General features: G+C 66.6%; 12 protein-coding genes and 1 riboswitch. Of the genes, 8 read left to right on the forward strand and 4 right to left on the reverse strand.

Features of this window, described 5'->3' with window-relative positions; genetic code table 11:
- Positions 1-21: 21 nt before the first annotated feature.
- Positions 22-444 carry a DUF5615 family PIN-like protein gene (locus L880_RS0108685; protein ID WP_027475352.1) on the reverse strand — a complete coding sequence of 141 codons (423 nt, stop codon included), beginning with the start codon at positions 442-444 and terminating at the stop codon, positions 22-24.
- Positions 441-1,103 (reverse strand): DUF433 domain-containing protein, encoded by a 663-nt coding sequence (locus L880_RS0108690; RefSeq protein ID WP_027475353.1) that lies wholly within the window; start codon positions 1,101-1,103, stop codon positions 441-443. Before L880_RS0108690 ends, L880_RS0108685 begins: the two co-directional genes overlap by 4 nt.
- A 143-nt stretch (positions 1,104-1,246) precedes the next feature.
- On the opposite strand from L880_RS0108690, the gene L880_RS0108695 reads away from it, so the two are divergent.
- From L880_RS0108695 to L880_RS0108720, 6 genes are all read left to right on the forward strand, one after another.
- On the forward strand, positions 1,247-3,361 hold the full coding sequence (locus L880_RS0108695) for a PAS domain-containing hybrid sensor histidine kinase/response regulator (protein WP_027475354.1): 2,115 nt from the start codon (positions 1,247-1,249) through the stop codon (positions 3,359-3,361).
- 42 nt (positions 3,362-3,403) lie between these two features.
- Positions 3,404-4,270: a pseudouridine synthase gene (locus L880_RS0108700; protein ID WP_157462730.1), complete on the forward strand. Its 867-nt coding sequence runs from the start codon at positions 3,404-3,406 to the stop codon at positions 4,268-4,270.
- Between the two features lie 9 nt (positions 4,271-4,279).
- Positions 4,280-4,852, forward strand: coding sequence for a flavin reductase family protein (locus L880_RS0108705; RefSeq protein ID WP_027475356.1), 573 nt, complete (start codon positions 4,280-4,282; stop codon positions 4,850-4,852).
- Positions 4,853-5,026: 174 nt separating this feature from the next.
- Positions 5,027-5,524: a response regulator gene (locus tag L880_RS32010; RefSeq protein ID WP_051443178.1), complete on the forward strand. Its 498-nt coding sequence runs from the start codon at positions 5,027-5,029 to the stop codon at positions 5,522-5,524.
- Between the two features lie 11 nt (positions 5,525-5,535).
- Positions 5,536-7,686: an ATP-binding protein gene (locus L880_RS34335; RefSeq protein WP_169737740.1), complete on the forward strand. Its 2,151-nt coding sequence runs from the start codon at positions 5,536-5,538 to the stop codon at positions 7,684-7,686.
- A 66-nt stretch (positions 7,687-7,752) separates the two neighbouring features.
- Positions 7,753-8,511, forward strand: a complete 759-nt coding sequence (locus L880_RS0108720; RefSeq protein WP_027475357.1) for an SDR family NAD(P)-dependent oxidoreductase — start codon at positions 7,753-7,755, stop codon at positions 8,509-8,511.
- Positions 8,512-8,520: 9 nt separating this feature from the next.
- Here the strand turns inward: L880_RS0108720 and L880_RS0108725 are convergent, their stop codons facing one another.
- Entirely contained in the window at positions 8,521-10,671 is a 2,151-nt protein-coding gene (locus tag L880_RS0108725; RefSeq protein ID WP_245615044.1) for a TonB-dependent receptor, read from the reverse strand.
- Between the two features lie 148 nt (positions 10,672-10,819).
- A riboswitch (cobalamin riboswitch) is annotated at positions 10,820-11,031 on the reverse strand.
- Between the two features lie 143 nt (positions 11,032-11,174).
- Between L880_RS0108725 and bktB the strand changes: the two genes are divergently transcribed.
- Positions 11,175-12,359 (forward strand): beta-ketothiolase BktB, encoded by a 1,185-nt coding sequence (bktB, locus tag L880_RS0108735; RefSeq protein ID WP_027475360.1) that lies wholly within the window; start codon positions 11,175-11,177, stop codon positions 12,357-12,359.
- 93 nt (positions 12,360-12,452) lie between these two features.
- Here the strand turns inward: bktB and L880_RS0108740 are convergent, their stop codons facing one another.
- The gene (locus L880_RS0108740; protein ID WP_043328997.1) at positions 12,453-13,007 is read right to left on the reverse strand and encodes a peroxiredoxin; all 555 of its coding nucleotides are present in this window, start codon (positions 13,005-13,007) and stop codon (positions 12,453-12,455) included.
- 170 nt (positions 13,008-13,177) lie between these two features.
- On the opposite strand from L880_RS0108740, the gene L880_RS0108745 reads away from it, so the two are divergent.
- The gene (locus tag L880_RS0108745; RefSeq protein WP_245615045.1) at positions 13,178-14,716 is read left to right on the forward strand and encodes a phospholipase D family protein; all 1,539 of its coding nucleotides are present in this window, start codon (positions 13,178-13,180) and stop codon (positions 14,714-14,716) included.
- The last annotated feature ends 39 nt before the right edge of the window (positions 14,717-14,755 follow it).

The raw sequence follows: 14,755 nt of genomic DNA on the forward strand, positions 1-14,755 counted from the left end.
CTGTATCAGACCAGCGCCGGCTCAAGTCGGGTCGGGTATGTCGTAGATCAACATGTCGACGGAGCCATCTTCGTTCTCGAAGACCTCCAGCGCCGTGTTGACCAGGTCTTCCAGTTCGGTCACCTGATTCAGGGCCATCTGGAACAGTGCATGCTGTCGCAAGAGGTCGAGGGGGTGCACTGAGCCCAGGCACACCAGGCCCGCATGGATGGGCTGCTTGGCGTGCTCCCCTGCCAGGCGGTCTGGACCGCCTCCACGAAAGTCGATGGCGTTTTGCGTCACCAGCGTCCAGTCATCCGCCACCACGTGCTCTATGAGCTTCCAATCCTTGGTGCCGGTGAGTCCGCTGTCTCGCACGCAGCTGGACTCGGGATACCCTGCCTGAACAGCGCGTTGAACCAGCTCAGGCGACAGACACTCGTCGATCAGGAAGCGTATCGTCATGCGCCTGCGGCGTGCCGCACGACCCGCATGATGCGTGGTTCAAGCGCGGGGCTCAGATCGGCCAGGCGGCGCGGTCGACCTCTTCTGGGGTGCACGAGTGCGAACACCTGGGCCGATTCGATGTGGGCTTCGGTCAGAAAAGGGTAGGAGTCCTGAAGTCGATCCAGCCCGATGTCCGCCGCCAGCGAGCCCAGCACGACCTCACTGGGCACCCGGGTTCCGGCAAAGACCGGGGTGCCCCCCAGGATCTCCGGGTCCGTGACCACCAGCGCATCAGCCTGCTCCACCTGCTTCACGCGCTGCAGGGCTTGCTCAAGAAAAGGCAACACGTCGACCTCCACAAAATTGCGCTCCACCTTCCAACTGATGGCATCCAGTTGCATCAAGGTCAGCAGTGCGTCTTTCATCGGCAAATGTTCGATGCGAGCACTGAGTTCGTCCAGCACCTGCCGCCTAGTCCTTGCCATCAGCAGATCCTCGGTCGCGAAATAGAAACTGGCGAACCCGGCCCCCAGTCGGGTGAACAGGCGGGTGCTGCCTCGCTGTTGAAAAACGCTGTCCGGCAGCAAACGTTCATCCACCACCCGGTGCATCTGCCGATCCGACAGGTCCGCGATGAAAGCGGCCTCTGCACTAGGAATGAAGAGTGACGCGGACATATAAACCTCCGATCCATCGGAAGTATATAGAGCACTCACGCCGCCACAGACATGAATGCACTCCACCGCCTCAGCCGCCAGTCATTACACTTGGGCCTCAGTTTCGACCGCCCATGACTTCTCCCGCCTTTTACTCCCAGGATATGACCGACCCGGCGCGGCCCTTGCCGACCGACGGCGCCGAGGTGCTGCGCCGGCTCGTGGCCGAGCTGCAAAGCCAGAACGAGATCCTGCGCTACAGCCAGGCCAATGCGGAGAGTGCCTCGGAGCGTTTCGAGACCCTGTTCTCCAGCGTGCCCCTGCCGCTGATGGTGATCGACGAACACGACATCGTGGCCCAGGCCAATTCGATGGCACACCGGCGCTTCCAGCCCACCGAAGCCGACCGCCCCCTGGTGTCGCTGATGCCTTTTGTGAGCGAGGCCCATGTCGGCAAGGTGCAGCAGGCCCTGGCCCAGGCGCAAAGCGAAGGCCAGGGCGAGGCCACCGAGGTGGTGTTCGCCATCGGTGACAGCGGCCAACTGACCGGCGATCTGCACGTGCGCCGGCTCGAAACCCACCAGGACGGCGCGCCGCCCCTGGTGCAGTACATCTGCGCGGTGATCGACCAGGGCCCGCTGCTGGCCGAGCGCCGCGCACTGCAGGAGAGCGCCGCCGCGCTGCAGGAGCGCAATGAACAGCTGCACGCCAGCGAACGGCGCCTGGAGGCCATCATCAACTCGGCGCTGGATGCCATCGTGTGCGTGGACAAGGACCAGCGCATCACCGTTTTCAACCCCACGGCGGCGGCCCTGTTCCAGTGCCCCGCCAGCGACGCCCTGGGCAGCCCGCTGGAACGCTTTCTGCCCAACGCCAGCGAGGCCCTGGCCTTCACCCAGACCGCCAGCCAGGCCCTGCTGGGCGACCTGACGGCCCGCACCGCCAGTGGCAAGGAGCTGTCGGTCGAGGTCAGCGTCTCGGTAGAGCGCCATGCCGAAGGCGAGACCATCACCGTGTTCGCGCGCGACCTGACCGCCCGCAAGCGCGCCGAGGCGCACCGGGCCGAACTCGAGGTGCAGCTGCGTGAATCGCAGAAGATGCAGGCCGTGGGCACCATGGCCGGCGGCATTGCGCACGATTTCAACAACATCCTGGGCGCCATCCTGGGCAACGTCGAACTGGCCCGGGGCGACCTGAGCGCCGAATCGCCGGCCCTGATCAGCCTCAATGAGATCGACAAGGCCGGCCGCCGGGCCCGCGAACTGGTGCGCCAGATCCTGACCTTCAGCCGCAACGAGGCGCCGCGGCGCAGCCCCCTGGCGCTGGAGGAAGTGGTTCACGAGACCGAGCGCCTGCTGCACGTCACGCTACCGCCAGGCATCACCCTGCACCTGGACCTGGCGCCCCACACACCGAGGGTGCTGGCCGACGCCACCCAGGTCGAACAGGCCCTGCTCAACCTGTGCACCAATGCCATCCACGCCATGGAACCCGGCCCCGGTCGGGTGACCATCCGGCTGGCCCCGCTGATGCCCGATCCCCGCTTGCGCGAGCGCCTGCGCCTGCCCCCCGGCCCCTACCTGTGCCTGAGCGTGCATGACAGCGGCCAGGGCATGGACGCGGCCACCCTGCAGCGCATCTTCGAGCCTTTCTTCACCACCAAGCCCGTGGGACAAGGCACGGGCCTGGGCCTGGCCGTGGTGCACGGCGTGATGCGCACCCACGACGGCGCGGTGGATGTGCAGAGCAAACCCGGCCAGGGCAGCACCTTCTCGCTGTACTTTCCCGCCCTGCGCGGGGCCCAGGCCGTCAACCCCTTTCACGAGACGCACGGCGGTGCAGCCACGGCACCGAGCGCCCCGCCCGCCAGCCCGGCCCCTGGGGTCAAGGAAGCCGCCCCGGCCCCGGAAGGCCAGGGCCACCGCGTGATGTACGTCGATGACGATACCGCCCTGGTGTTTCTGGTGGAACGCCTGCTGCGCCGCCGCGGCTACCGCGTCAGCACCTACACCGATCCCCAGGAGGCGGCCGCCGCACTGCGCGCCGACCCGCAGGCCTGCGACCTGCTGGTGACCGACTACAACATGCCGGGCTACTCGGGTGTCGACCTGCTGCGCGAGGTGCGCGGCATCCGCCCTGACCTGCCGGTGGCCCTGGCCTCGGGCTATGTGACGGCCGAGATCGAGCGCAGCGCGCTGGCCGAAGGCGCCCGCGCCCTGATCCACAAACCCAACGATGTCGAAGAGCTGTGCGCCACCGTGCAGCGCCTGCTGAGCTGAGAACGGTTGCCGTTCTGAAACCAGCCCCGCCCCTGAACCCCCATGCCGACCTTCCACGTTCGTGCTGCCGACGGCAGCCTGCAAGCCCCCGCCCGCCAGCCCACCCCGGCGCCTGAACCCAGGCCCGCCCTCACCGGCCGTGCCGCCCGCCGCGAACGCGCCGCGCAGGCGGCCGCAGCCCGGCCGGTGCCCCCGGTGGTGGTCGCGCCCAGCACCCTGTACCTGGGCCAGGGCAACACCCAGGCGGCCCGTGTGCTGAACACCCCGGCCGGCCCCATCACCTGCCTGTACGAAGATGCCAGCGTGCTGGCCTTCGACAAGCCCGCCGGCATGCACTCGGTGCCCGGCAAGGGCGAGGACAAGCAGGATTGCCTGTCGGCCCGGGTGCAGGCCCTGTTTCCCGAGGCCCGCGTGGTGCACCGGCTTGATCTGGACACCTCCGGCATCATCGTGATGGCCCGCGGCGCCGAGGCCCAGCGCCGCATCAACCGCAGCTTCGAGCAACGCGAGGTCGACAAGCGCTATGTGGCCGTGGTGCAAGGCTGCCTCACTGCGCCGGCCAGCGACTGGGGCCTGATCGACCTGCCCATCGCCCTGGACTGGGTCAACCGCCCCCTGCACATCGTGGACGCCGCCACCGGCCGGCCCAGCCAGACCCATTGGCATCTGCTGGCCGTCGACGAGGCCGCCAGCACCTCGCGCGTGCTGCTGGAGCCCTTCACCGGGCGCTCGCACCAACTGCGCGTGCACCTGCAGGCCCTGGGCCACCCCATGCTGGGCGACCGCCTGTACGGCGGCCCCATTGCCACCCCCCGTGCGCCCCGCCTGCTGCTGCACGCCACCCAGATCCGCCTGCCCCACCCGGACAGCGGCGCCCCGCTGTTCATCGAGAGCCCTGTCCCTTTCTGAGCCGCCCCCATGACCCGCCTTGCCGTCGACCTCGCCAAAGCCACCCGCCTGCTCAACCACGGGCCCACCGTGCTGGTGTCCAGTGCCCATGCCGGGCGCCACAATGTCATGGCAGCGGCCTGGTCCATGCCCCTGGACTTCGAGCCCCCCAAGGTGGCGGTGGTGATCGACAAGGCCACGCTGACGCGCGAGCTGGTCGACGCCTCGGGCGAGTTCGTGCTCAACATCCCACCGGCCGCCATGGCCCAGGCCACCTTGCGCCTGGGTCGCGAAAGCGGGCGCGACCAGCCCGACAAGCTGGCCCGCAGCGGCATCCGGCTGGAACCCGCCAGCCGTGTGCAGGCCCCGCTGGTGCAAGGCTGCATCGCCTGGCTCGAATGCCGCGTGCTGCCCACCAGCGCCGCCGTGGCCGGCCCGCACGACCTGTTCCTGGCCGAGGTACTGGCCGCCTGGGCCGACGAGCGCGTGTTCCGCGACGGGCACTGGCGCTTCGAAGAGGCCCCGGACGAGCTGCGCAGCCTGCACTACGTGGCAGGAGGTCATTTTTACCAAATTGGTTCAAGCATCGACGTTGAATCTTGAGAAATCTCTCGCACAATCACTAATTTCAGGCGAATTAATTCCATATAAATCACATATTTCATTTTTAAATCGGAATGTGATAAATTTCAGGCACCGCTTTGCGTGTGCCATGCCGTTCCCAGTGGAAGCCCATGCCCCAAGCAAAGCCTTGTTGCACTTTCCAGGAGCGATGCTTTGGACTCCACCAGCCCACCTGCCTCACCGATCACTCTGCTGTGTGTGGACGACGATGCCACCGTGCTGTCGGCCTTGCGCACCTTGCTGAAGAACACCTTGGGCACCCATTGCCAGATTGAGCTGGCTGAAAGCGGACAGGAGGCGCTCGAGATCTGCGAAGAGTTGCAAGCCGAGGGGCAGGCTGTGAATGTGGTGATCTCCGACTTCATCATGCCCAGCATGCGCGGCGACGAACTGCTGGTGCGCCTGCACGAGAAGTTTCCGGACATGGTCAAGATCATGCTCACCGGCCAGAGTGACTTTGCCGGGGTCAAACGCGTGATCAACGAAGCCCGGCTCTACCGCTTCATCGAGAAGCCCTTCAACAACGCCGATCTGGTGCTGACGGCCAAGGCGGCCATCGAGGCCAAGCGCAGCGAAGCCCAGATGCAGGCCGAGATCAGTGAACTGAAGCGCCGCGTGGCCGAGTTGGAACAGGCCTTGGCCGTGCGATGAGCGGCAGCCCCATGGCCACCGTGCTGCCAACACCTGCCGCACCCGCCACTGCGCACCGGCCCCTGACAGGCCTGTGGGCACGCCTGCTCGATCAGGCCTCGACCCTGCGCAGAGGCGCGTCCACGCGCCCGGGACGGGCCACGCTGGTCTGGGCCGTCGCCGTCATGACCGGGGTAGGCCTGGCGGTGGCGTGGACGCTGCAAACCCAGCGTGACAACGTGTTGCAGGCCCAGCAAACACAAAGCATCAACCTGGCACGGACCTTGAGCGAGCAGACCCTGCGTGTGCTGACCCCTCTCGACTACGCCACCCAGAAAGCCGAACAATGGGCACGCTCGCAAAGCCTGCAAGGTGACGCCCTTCAACGCCTGGTGTCCGAGACTGGCCTGGGCGACAACATCCTGACCCAGATTTCTTGGGTGGATGCACAGGGACGCTTCGTGGCCAGCAACCTCGATCCTCAGGGACGCCAGTCCGGGCGACTGGATCTGTCGACCCGGCCCCATGTGCAGGTGCACCTGCAAGACGGTGAAACCTCCACTGTGCTGTACTTTGGTGCCACCCTGACCGGCAAGGTCTCAGGCAAACGCACCATCCAGATCTCGCGTGCCCTGCGCAACACGGAGGGCCAATTGATCGGCATTCTGGTGGTGTCGGTCAACCCGGCGTATTTTGAACAGCTCTACCAAGGCCTGCAGCTGGGCCGCCTGGGCGCCATCGAGCTGACCGGCGCCGACGGCCGCATCCGGGCCCGTGTGCAAGGGGGGCTGCCTGCTTTTGAGGAGGGGTTGGCCACCGACCCGCGTCTGCCCTGGCCGGGCGCGCTCGCCGAGGCCGTGACGACGTTGTCCCATGCGGGTCACCTGAAGAGCTGGGTCGGTACACGCATCTCGGACTATCCGCTCGCCATCTGGATCAGTGTGGATGTCGATGAGGCGTTGACCGACTGGTTCAAAACCCGGCGTCTGATCTGGCTGCTGGCGGCGGCGTTCTGCCTGGCGATCGCGGCGGCCACGGCACTGATGCTGAACTCGTTCCAGCGGCTGCTGCAGTCGCGGGCCGAGTTGAAACAACAGGTGCGGGAACGCACCCAGCACCTGAGCGAAAGCCACAGCGCGCTGGAGCGCAAGACCCAGGCCCTGGAGCAGACCCTGCACCAGCTCCAGGCGGCACAGTCCCAACTGGTGCAGTCCGAAAAAATGGCCTCCCTGGGCCAGTTGGTGGCCAATGTGGCCCACGAGATCAACACCCCCATCGGCGCGGTGAAATCCAGCGGCCACAGCATTGCCGAAGCACTGTCGCGCATGTTGGAGCGCCTGCCCCGGGTATTGCTGGACCTGGACGAGGCCAGCCGGCCGGTCTTTCTGGCCTTGATCGCCGCCGCCCATCACCCAGCGGCCGTGATCAGCACCCGGGAAGAGCGCCAGATCACCCGGCAGTTGACGCAGCAGCTGGAGGCCCTGGGGCTGAGCGATGCACGCCACAAGGCCGAACTGCTGCTGCAGTTGCACGCGCATCACGCGCCAGTGGCCTTCATTGACCTGCTGCGCCGACCGGACTGCGAAGCCCTGCTCGCCGCCGCCGCCGATGTGGCCACCCTGGTCAGCAGCAGCGCCAACATCAACACCGCCGTCGAGCGCGCCAGCAAGATTGTGTTTGCCCTCAAGAGCTATGCCCACGCCGCACCGGACAAGGCACTGCGCCCCACAGACCTGCGCCAGGGCATGGACACCGTGCTGACGCTCTACCAGCACCAGATCAAACAAGGCGTGGAGCTGGACTACCAGGCCGACGAACTGCCCCCCGTGCAGGGCCTGCCCGACGAGCTCAACCAGGTCTGGACCAATCTGATCCACAACGCACTGCAGGCCATGCATCATCAGGGCCGCCTGAGCATCCGGATGAACACCGAAGGCCAGGGGGTGCTGGTGTCGGTGGAGGACAGTGGCCCGGGGATTCCGGAATCGATCCGGGAGCGCATCTTCGAGCCCTTCTTCACCACCAAACCCGCGGGCGAAGGCAGCGGGCTGGGCCTGGACATCGTGCGCAAGATCGTCCAACAGCATGGAGGACGGATCGACTTCAGCAGCGAAGCCGGCGTGGGTACCACCTTCCGGGTCTGGCTGCCCCTGGCAGGCCCGGGCGCCAACACCCATGCATGAATCTGGCGCTGTTGGTTCGGAACAACCCTGTCAACACCGCCGGGCGCTTGGCGCTAGCATGACGTCATGACCACCTCCTTGTACATCCTCACCGGCGCCTCGCGCGGCATGGGCTTGGCCTTGGCTGAGCAACTGCTGCAAGCGGGCAACACCTTGCTGACCCTGCAGCGCAGCCCGCACCCCGACCTGCCCGCCCTGGCCGAGGCCCGGGGGGCGCGCCTGCTGGCCTGGTCGGTCGACCTGGCCGACAGCACCGGGGCCGCGCACGAACTGGGCCTGTGGCTGCGCACCCAGGACCCGGCCGCCTACCAGCGGGCCGTGCTGATCAACAACGCGGGGGTGATCCCGCCCATTGCGCCGTTGTCGGACAGCAGCCCCGAGCTGGTGGCCGCCGCACTGCGCGTGGGGCTGGAGGCACCCATGCTGTTGTGCGCGGCCTTTTTGAACGGCACCGCCGGCTGGTCACTGCCACGCCAGGTGCTGAACATCTCCTCGGGCCTGGGCCGGCGGGCCATGGCCTCGCAGGCGCCCTACTGCGCCGCCAAGGCCGGCATGGACCACTTCACGCGCTGCCTGGCGCTGGACGAGGCCCAGAAACCCAACGGCGCCAAGGTCTGCTCGCTGGCCCCCGGCGTGATCGACACCGACATGCAGGTGCAGTTGCGCAGCACGCCAGCCGAGGCCTTCCCCGACCAAGGCAACTTTGCCGCGCTCAAGAACAAGGGCCAGCTGACGTCGCCGCAAGAGGCCGCAGCCCGCCTGCTGGCCTACCTGCAACGGCCCGACTTCGGCAACCAGCCCGTGGCCGACGTACGCGACGCCTGAACGGCCACCTCAGAAGTTCAGCCGCAGCCCCAGGCGCAGGGTGCGCGGCTCCAGGGGGTGGATCAGGCGCCCATCGATGGCCGAGCCACTGCCGCAGCCCCCGGTGCCACCCAGGGCCTCGCGCTGGGTGCAGGCACCGCCCCAGTATTCGATGTCGTTGGCGCGCCGGTCAAACAGGTTGAGCACATCCAGACTGGCCTGCCAGCGGCTCGATCCGGTCTGGAAGCGGTAGCCCAGCTTCAGGCTGCCCAGCCAGTAGCCGCGCGACTGCTGCTGCCCGGTCTCCTCCAGGTCATAGGCTCCCAGGTAGCGCAGACGCAGCCCAGCAAACCAGGGCCCGCCCTGATCCCAGTTCAAGCCCATCGAAGCCGTCAGCGGCACGGCATTGGGCACATGGCTGCCGCCATTGACGGCCTGCACAAAGCGCGCCCGTGACCAGGCCAGGTTGCCATCCCACGCCAGGCCGGGCGCCAGCTGCACGTCCTGGGCCCACTCCAGGCCCCAGCGCCGCGAGGCCCCCCGGGGTTCGGTGACGCCCTCGTCGCCCACAAACACCAGCTCCGAGGCCAGTTGCATCTGCCAGAGGCTGAGTCGGGTCTGCCAGCCCGGCAGCGGCTGGGTGCGCAGGCCGATTTCATGGCCGCGGGCCTTGACCAGCAGAGGCACCGGGCTGACGGCGCTGCCATCCTGCGGGCTGGTGCGGGTGGTGGCCCCACGGGCATCGTTGCTGTGAAAGCCCTGGCCCGCGTTGGCAAAGAACTCGGTGCCCCCCAGCGCCTGGAACGGCCCCAGCACCAGGCCCATACGTGGGCTGAGCTGGCGGGCCGACACGCTGCCGCCATTGTCGGCATTGAAAGCCCCGGCCAACGGTGTGACCCGGGCCTGCAGGTGGTCCTGCCGCAGGCCCAGGCTGGTGCGCAACCAGGGCTGCCAGGTGGTGCGGGCCTCCAGCGACAGGCCGACCGCGGTCTCGGTGATGCGGTCCTGACGCAGCACCTCGGTGCGCTGGCGGTTCACGGTGCTGAACAGGCCCACGTTGCTGATGCGGTCCTGCCGCAGCAGCGTGCCCAGCGTCAGCTCGGTGGCCCCGGCACCCTCGCCCAGAAACCAGCTGTGCTGCCAGCCCCCGCCCCACAGCACACGCTGATCGGCCTGCTCATGCTGGTCACCCGCAAGACCGTTCACAAAGCCCGACGGCGCCGAAAACAGGTTCAGCCCGTAGTCAACCACATAGGCCTGGGCCCGGCTGGCGCTGGTGGCACCGCTGTCGGCCCATTCGGCCGACAGGCTGTAGCGGTGGGTGCGCCCGCCGTCGCCCGGCGACAACACGCCGTAGCGCCCGATCTCGCCCGACACGATGGCCCGCTCGGGCACATGCTCGGTGGCCTGCCAATCGGCCTGGTACGCCAGAGCGCTGATCGAATAGCCGCGCGCCGCGGTGCCCGACGACAGCTTGAGCACCGCGTTCTGCTTGCCCAGGCGCTCGGGCTGCTGCCAGGGGCCGTTGTTGTGCGTCAGCTCCAGGGCCATCAGGAGCGACTTGTCGTCGATGACACGGCTGTCTGCCACGAGGCTGCGGCGGTAGCCCCTCGGCCCCAAACTCAGATCGATGAAAGGCGCAGGCAACTGCCGCACATAGTCGATCCGGGCGCTGCCGGCCACGGCAAAGTCGGCGTCTTCAGCGTGGTACACGCCCTTGCGGTATTGCAGGCTGCTGACCAGCTCAGGGATCAGGAAGTTCAAATCCATGTAGCCCTGGCCATGGGCGTGCGACACCATGTTGATCGGCATGCCCATGAGGTGGGTCGCAAAGTCGCTGCCATGGTCGAGGTTGAAGCCGCGCAGAAAGTACTGGTTGGCCTTGCCATCGCCCGAATGCTGGGTGACCACCAGGCCGGGCACCGACTCCATCAGGTCCGCCGGACGCAGCAAGGGGCGCCGGGTCAGTCGATCGGCCGTGACGCGGCCCTCGCTGGCGCTGTCTGACTCGCCTGCTGCGGTGGCCTCGCCCGCCGACACGCGGATCTCCGACAACTGCGGCATGGCGGGCTGGGCCATCACTGCGGAGGTGGCAAGGCAGCCCAGCAAGGGGCCGAACAGCCAGCGATGGCGGATGGGTTGAAAGTGGCCGGCAAGAACAGGGCCGAGACATGAAAACAAAGGCATCTCCGGTGGGACTGCAGAGGCGGCACCGCGCCAAGACGAACCGGAAAAGCCCACGGGCACCCGCGCACGGGCGCCCAGGCACAGGCATGCCCAGGGGCCCCGAAGGGTGTCCGACAGAACCCTTCCCTCACCCCGAGGACTGGCACCACGCGTGGATCAGGCCGGTCTTCTGGCTCGCCTTCATCCTTCCCCGGGCCTTCCCATGCAAGTTCATGCACAGTGGCGTCATCCGGCGTCGTCTGGCTCACAGCAGCGGGGGCTGCGCCGGAATGGTTGATGGCATCAACGTCACCGGCTTCCCGTTTAACCCGCGCGTCGAGAACGACGGCAGGCACCTGAAACGGGAGCGAGTGTAACCAACTTAACAATCTGTTGACCTGTCAGAGGCCCCCTCGCCACCCCCGCGACAGGCCCCGGGATGGGCGCCCTGCGGCAGCGGCTAAGATCAACGGTCTGGATCTGTAATTAAGAATTCAATCTCAACCCTAGGAGTCAACATGTCCCGTGAAGTCGTCGTCGTCAGCGGTGTGCGCACCGCCATTGGTACCTTTGGCGGAAGCCTGAAGGACATCCCGCCCACCGCCTTGGGCGCCCAGGTGGTGCGCGAGTCGCTCAAGCGCGCCCAGGTTGACGGGGCCGACGTGGGCCATGTGGTGTTCGGCCATGTGGTGAACACCGAGCCGCGCGACATGTACCTGTCGCGCGTGGCCGCGATCGATGGCGGCTGCGCCGAAGGCACACCGGCCTTCAACGTGAACCGCCTGTGCGGCTCGGGCCTGCAAGCCATCATCTCGGCCAGCCAGGCGATTCTGCTGGGCGACACCGACATCGCCATCGGCGGCGGTGCCGAGAACATGAGCCGTGCGCCCTACGCCAGCCTGGCCACCCGTTTTGGTGCCCGCATGGGCGACACCAAGTTGGTCGACATGATGATCGGCGCCTTGCACGACCCCTTCCACAACATCCACATGGGCGTGACGGCCGAGAACATCGCCGCCAAATGGGGCATCACCCGTGCCGACCAGGACGCCCTGGCCGTGGAAAGCCACAACCGCGCCGAACGCGCCACCGCCGCAGGCTACTTCAAGGACCAGATCACTCCGGTGATGCTGAAAAGCCGCAAGGGCGAAGTGGCCTACGACACCGACGAGCACTTCCGCGCTGGCGCCACGCTGGCCGACATGGACAAGCTCAAGCCGGTGTTCATCAAGGAAAACGGCACCGTCACGGCCGGCAACGCCTCGGGCATCAATGACGCCGCCGCCGCCGTGGTGCTGATGGAAGCCGGCACCGCCAAGGCCCGCGGCCTGCAACCGCTGGCCCGTCTGGTGGCTTACGCCCATGCGGGCGTCGACCCCAAGTACATGGGCATCGGCCCGGTGCCGGCCACGCAGTTGGCCCTCAAGAAAGCCGGCCTGACGGTCAACGACCTGGACGTGATCGAGGCCAACGAGGCCTTTGCCGCCCAGGCCTGCGCCGTGACCCGCGACCTGGGCCTGGACCCGGCCAAGGTCAACCCGAACGGCTCGGGCATCTCGCTGGGCCACCCGATCGGTGCCACCGGCGCGGTGATCACCGTGAAGGCCCTGTACGAGTTGCAGCGCATCCAGGGCCGTTATGCACTGGTGACCATGTGCATTGGCGGCGGCCAAGGCATTGCAGCCATCTTCGAGCGCCTCTGATCGTACGGATTGGATCGTACGGATGGCATTGCTCCAGCCCTTCGGGGCTGGGCCTGCCATCGGTCAGCGGCGGCAGGCCGCCCATGGCTGGCTTCAGGGCGCCTGAACCATGCCCGTCTTGGCCCAGTTGCGCAAAGCGGTCAGCGTGTTGCTGACATGCTTCATCGGGTTCAGGCTGGTGTACTGGTAGATGATCTTGCCATTCGGGGCGATCACATAGGACACCCGGTTGGCATAGTCGGGCCGGAAATGCAGCACCGCGTCATAGGCTTTCATGATCGACTGATCAGCATCCGACGCCACCGGGAACTTGCCCCGGCACTCCTGCACCGAGAACTTCTTCTGCGTCTCAAGGTCGTCGCGGGACACCCCTACCACCGAGGCACCCAAGGCCTTGTAGTCGTCCAGTGCCTCGGCAAATTCATGCGCTTCAATCGAACAGCCCACGGAAAAAGCTGACGGAAAGAAGTACAGCACCACCGGGCCCCGGCTCAATTCATCACGCAGAGAATAGCTCTGCACGTTGCCGGCCAGCGCCACCTTTGCCGTAAACTCCGGCGCAGTCTCCCCAATGTCGAGCGCCGCTTGGGCCAGGCCCCACAACAGGCTCAACCCGCAAAAGACAACAGTCCCAAACCGTGCGTTCATCGCGTTACCTGATGGCAGCTTTGTATCCATATCAGTATAGCGACCACCATGGCGCGGTCTCGGCGCCTGGCTCTTACCCGGCCAGCCAGCCCAGGCATTCGGGCCAGGAGCCTGCGTGGGTGGCCGCCCGGTGGCCGGCAAGATTGCTGCTGTGGGGGTTCAGCCTTCTCTTGCTGGCGCTTGCCGGCTGTGCCACCCGCCTGCCACAGGTGGACCGGGAGCGGCTCGCCAGCGAGGCCATCCCGGCCTCGGCGCACAGCACACTGGGCCGCATCGCGCTGGAATCGCAGCCGGCCCCCGATCAGTCGGGCTTCCGGCTCATGCCGCTGGGGACCTTCTCCCTCGATGCGCGGCTGCAGCTGGCTCGCCGAGCCGAGGTCTCACTCGACGTGCAGTACTACAACATCGAAGGCGATGCCACCGGCCGCTACTTTCTGCGGGCCCTGCGGGACGCGGCACAACGGGGTGTGCGGGTTCGTCTGCTGGTCGATGACCTCTACACCGGCGGGCACGACACCTTGTTTCTCGGGCTCGCGGCCTACCCCAACGTCCAGGTGCGGCTTTTCAATCCCTTCTGTTGCGCCCGAGAAAAAGGCCAGCTCACCCGTTTCCTGGCCTCCACCGGCGACTGGAGCCGGCTCGATCACCGCATGCACAACAAGATGTTCATCGCCGACGGTGCGATGGCCATCATCGGCGGGCGCAATGTGGCGAATGAGTACTACCTGAGGGGCTCATCGGACAATTTCGTCGATGTCGATGCCTTCACCACCGGGGCGGTCCTGCCGGCCATGCAGGCGCTGTTCGACCGCTACTGGAACAGCCTGGCGGTCTACCCCCTGACCAGCATCGCCAGCAGCCCCCTGAGCCCTGAGGCGCTGCAGCACCAGTTCGAGCGCGCCACGGGTCCGGCCACCACCGCAGCCCCGGCCCCGTTGCCGCCCAATGACGTGCTGGGCTATGCCCCGATCGCCGATGACCTGGATGCCGGACGCCTGGGCCTGAATTGGGGGCAAGCCTATGTCTTTGCCGACCATCCCGACAAGCCCTTTGATGGGGTCGCCGGTGGCGAGCTGCTGGAAACCAGTGTCACCTACAACGTGCTGGAGGCAGTGGCCAAGGCCAAACAGGAGGTGGTGGCCTCATCGCCCTACTTTGTGCCGGGCCCCAAAGGCATGGCGTTCTTGAAGTCCTTGCGCGAGCGAAGCGTCAAAGTGACGGTGCTGACCAACTCGCTGAGTTCAACCGACGAACCGGCGGTCCATGTCGGCTACAGCCGTTACCGGGAGGACATGCTGAAGATGGGCGTCGATCTCTACGAACTCAGCCCTTCGAAGGTCAGCAACAACAAGCATCCCTTCCTGTTCGGCAAGTCCCTGGGCCGGCTGCATGCCAAGCTGTTCGTCATCGACCGGCGCACCTCCTTCATCGGCTCGATGAACCTGGACCCGCGCTCCGCCACCATCAACACAGAATTCGGCGCCGTGATCGACAGCCCTGAAGTGGCACGTGAGCTGATCCGCATCATCGACATCGACCGGCTGCAAAGCGCCTACCGCCTGCGCCTGGCCCCGGATGGCCGCGGTCTGCAATGGCTGGGATTCCAGGACGACAGTGAAATGGTGCTCGACTCCGAGCCCGATGCCTCGCTGAAGCTGCGGCTCAAGGCCTGGTTGCTGGGGCCGCTGGTGCCTGAAGAACTGCTGTGAAACCTGGGGGGCGCCTGCGCCTGGGGCAGGCGACTCAGG

The organism is Curvibacter gracilis ATCC BAA-807, from assembly GCF_000518645.1.
Taxonomy (GTDB): Bacteria; Pseudomonadota; Gammaproteobacteria; order Burkholderiales; family Burkholderiaceae_C; genus Curvibacter; species Curvibacter gracilis.

What these genes read in the sequence shown, in the direction of transcription:
- L880_RS0108685 (WP_027475352.1), bottom strand. Translation starts at nt 444, where the DNA reads ATGACGATACGCTTCCTGATCGACGAGTGTCTGTCGCCTGAGCTGGTT.
- L880_RS0108690 (WP_027475353.1), bottom strand. Translation starts at nt 1,103, where the DNA reads ATGTCCGCGTCACTCTTCATTCCTAGTGCAGAGGCCGCTTTCATCGCG.
- L880_RS0108695 (WP_027475354.1), top strand. Translation starts at nt 1,247, where the DNA reads ATGACCGACCCGGCGCGGCCCTTGCCGACCGACGGCGCCGAGGTGCTG.
- L880_RS0108700 (WP_157462730.1), top strand. Translation starts at nt 3,404, where the DNA reads ATGCCGACCTTCCACGTTCGTGCTGCCGACGGCAGCCTGCAAGCCCCC.
- L880_RS0108705 (WP_027475356.1), top strand. Translation starts at nt 4,280, where the DNA reads ATGACCCGCCTTGCCGTCGACCTCGCCAAAGCCACCCGCCTGCTCAAC.
- L880_RS34335 (WP_169737740.1), top strand. Translation starts at nt 5,536, where the DNA reads ATGGCCACCGTGCTGCCAACACCTGCCGCACCCGCCACTGCGCACCGG.
- L880_RS0108720 (WP_027475357.1), top strand. Translation starts at nt 7,753, where the DNA reads ATGACCACCTCCTTGTACATCCTCACCGGCGCCTCGCGCGGCATGGGC.
- bktB (WP_027475360.1), top strand. Translation starts at nt 11,175, where the DNA reads ATGTCCCGTGAAGTCGTCGTCGTCAGCGGTGTGCGCACCGCCATTGGT.
- L880_RS0108740 (WP_043328997.1), bottom strand. Translation starts at nt 13,007, where the DNA reads ATGAACGCACGGTTTGGGACTGTTGTCTTTTGCGGGTTGAGCCTGTTG.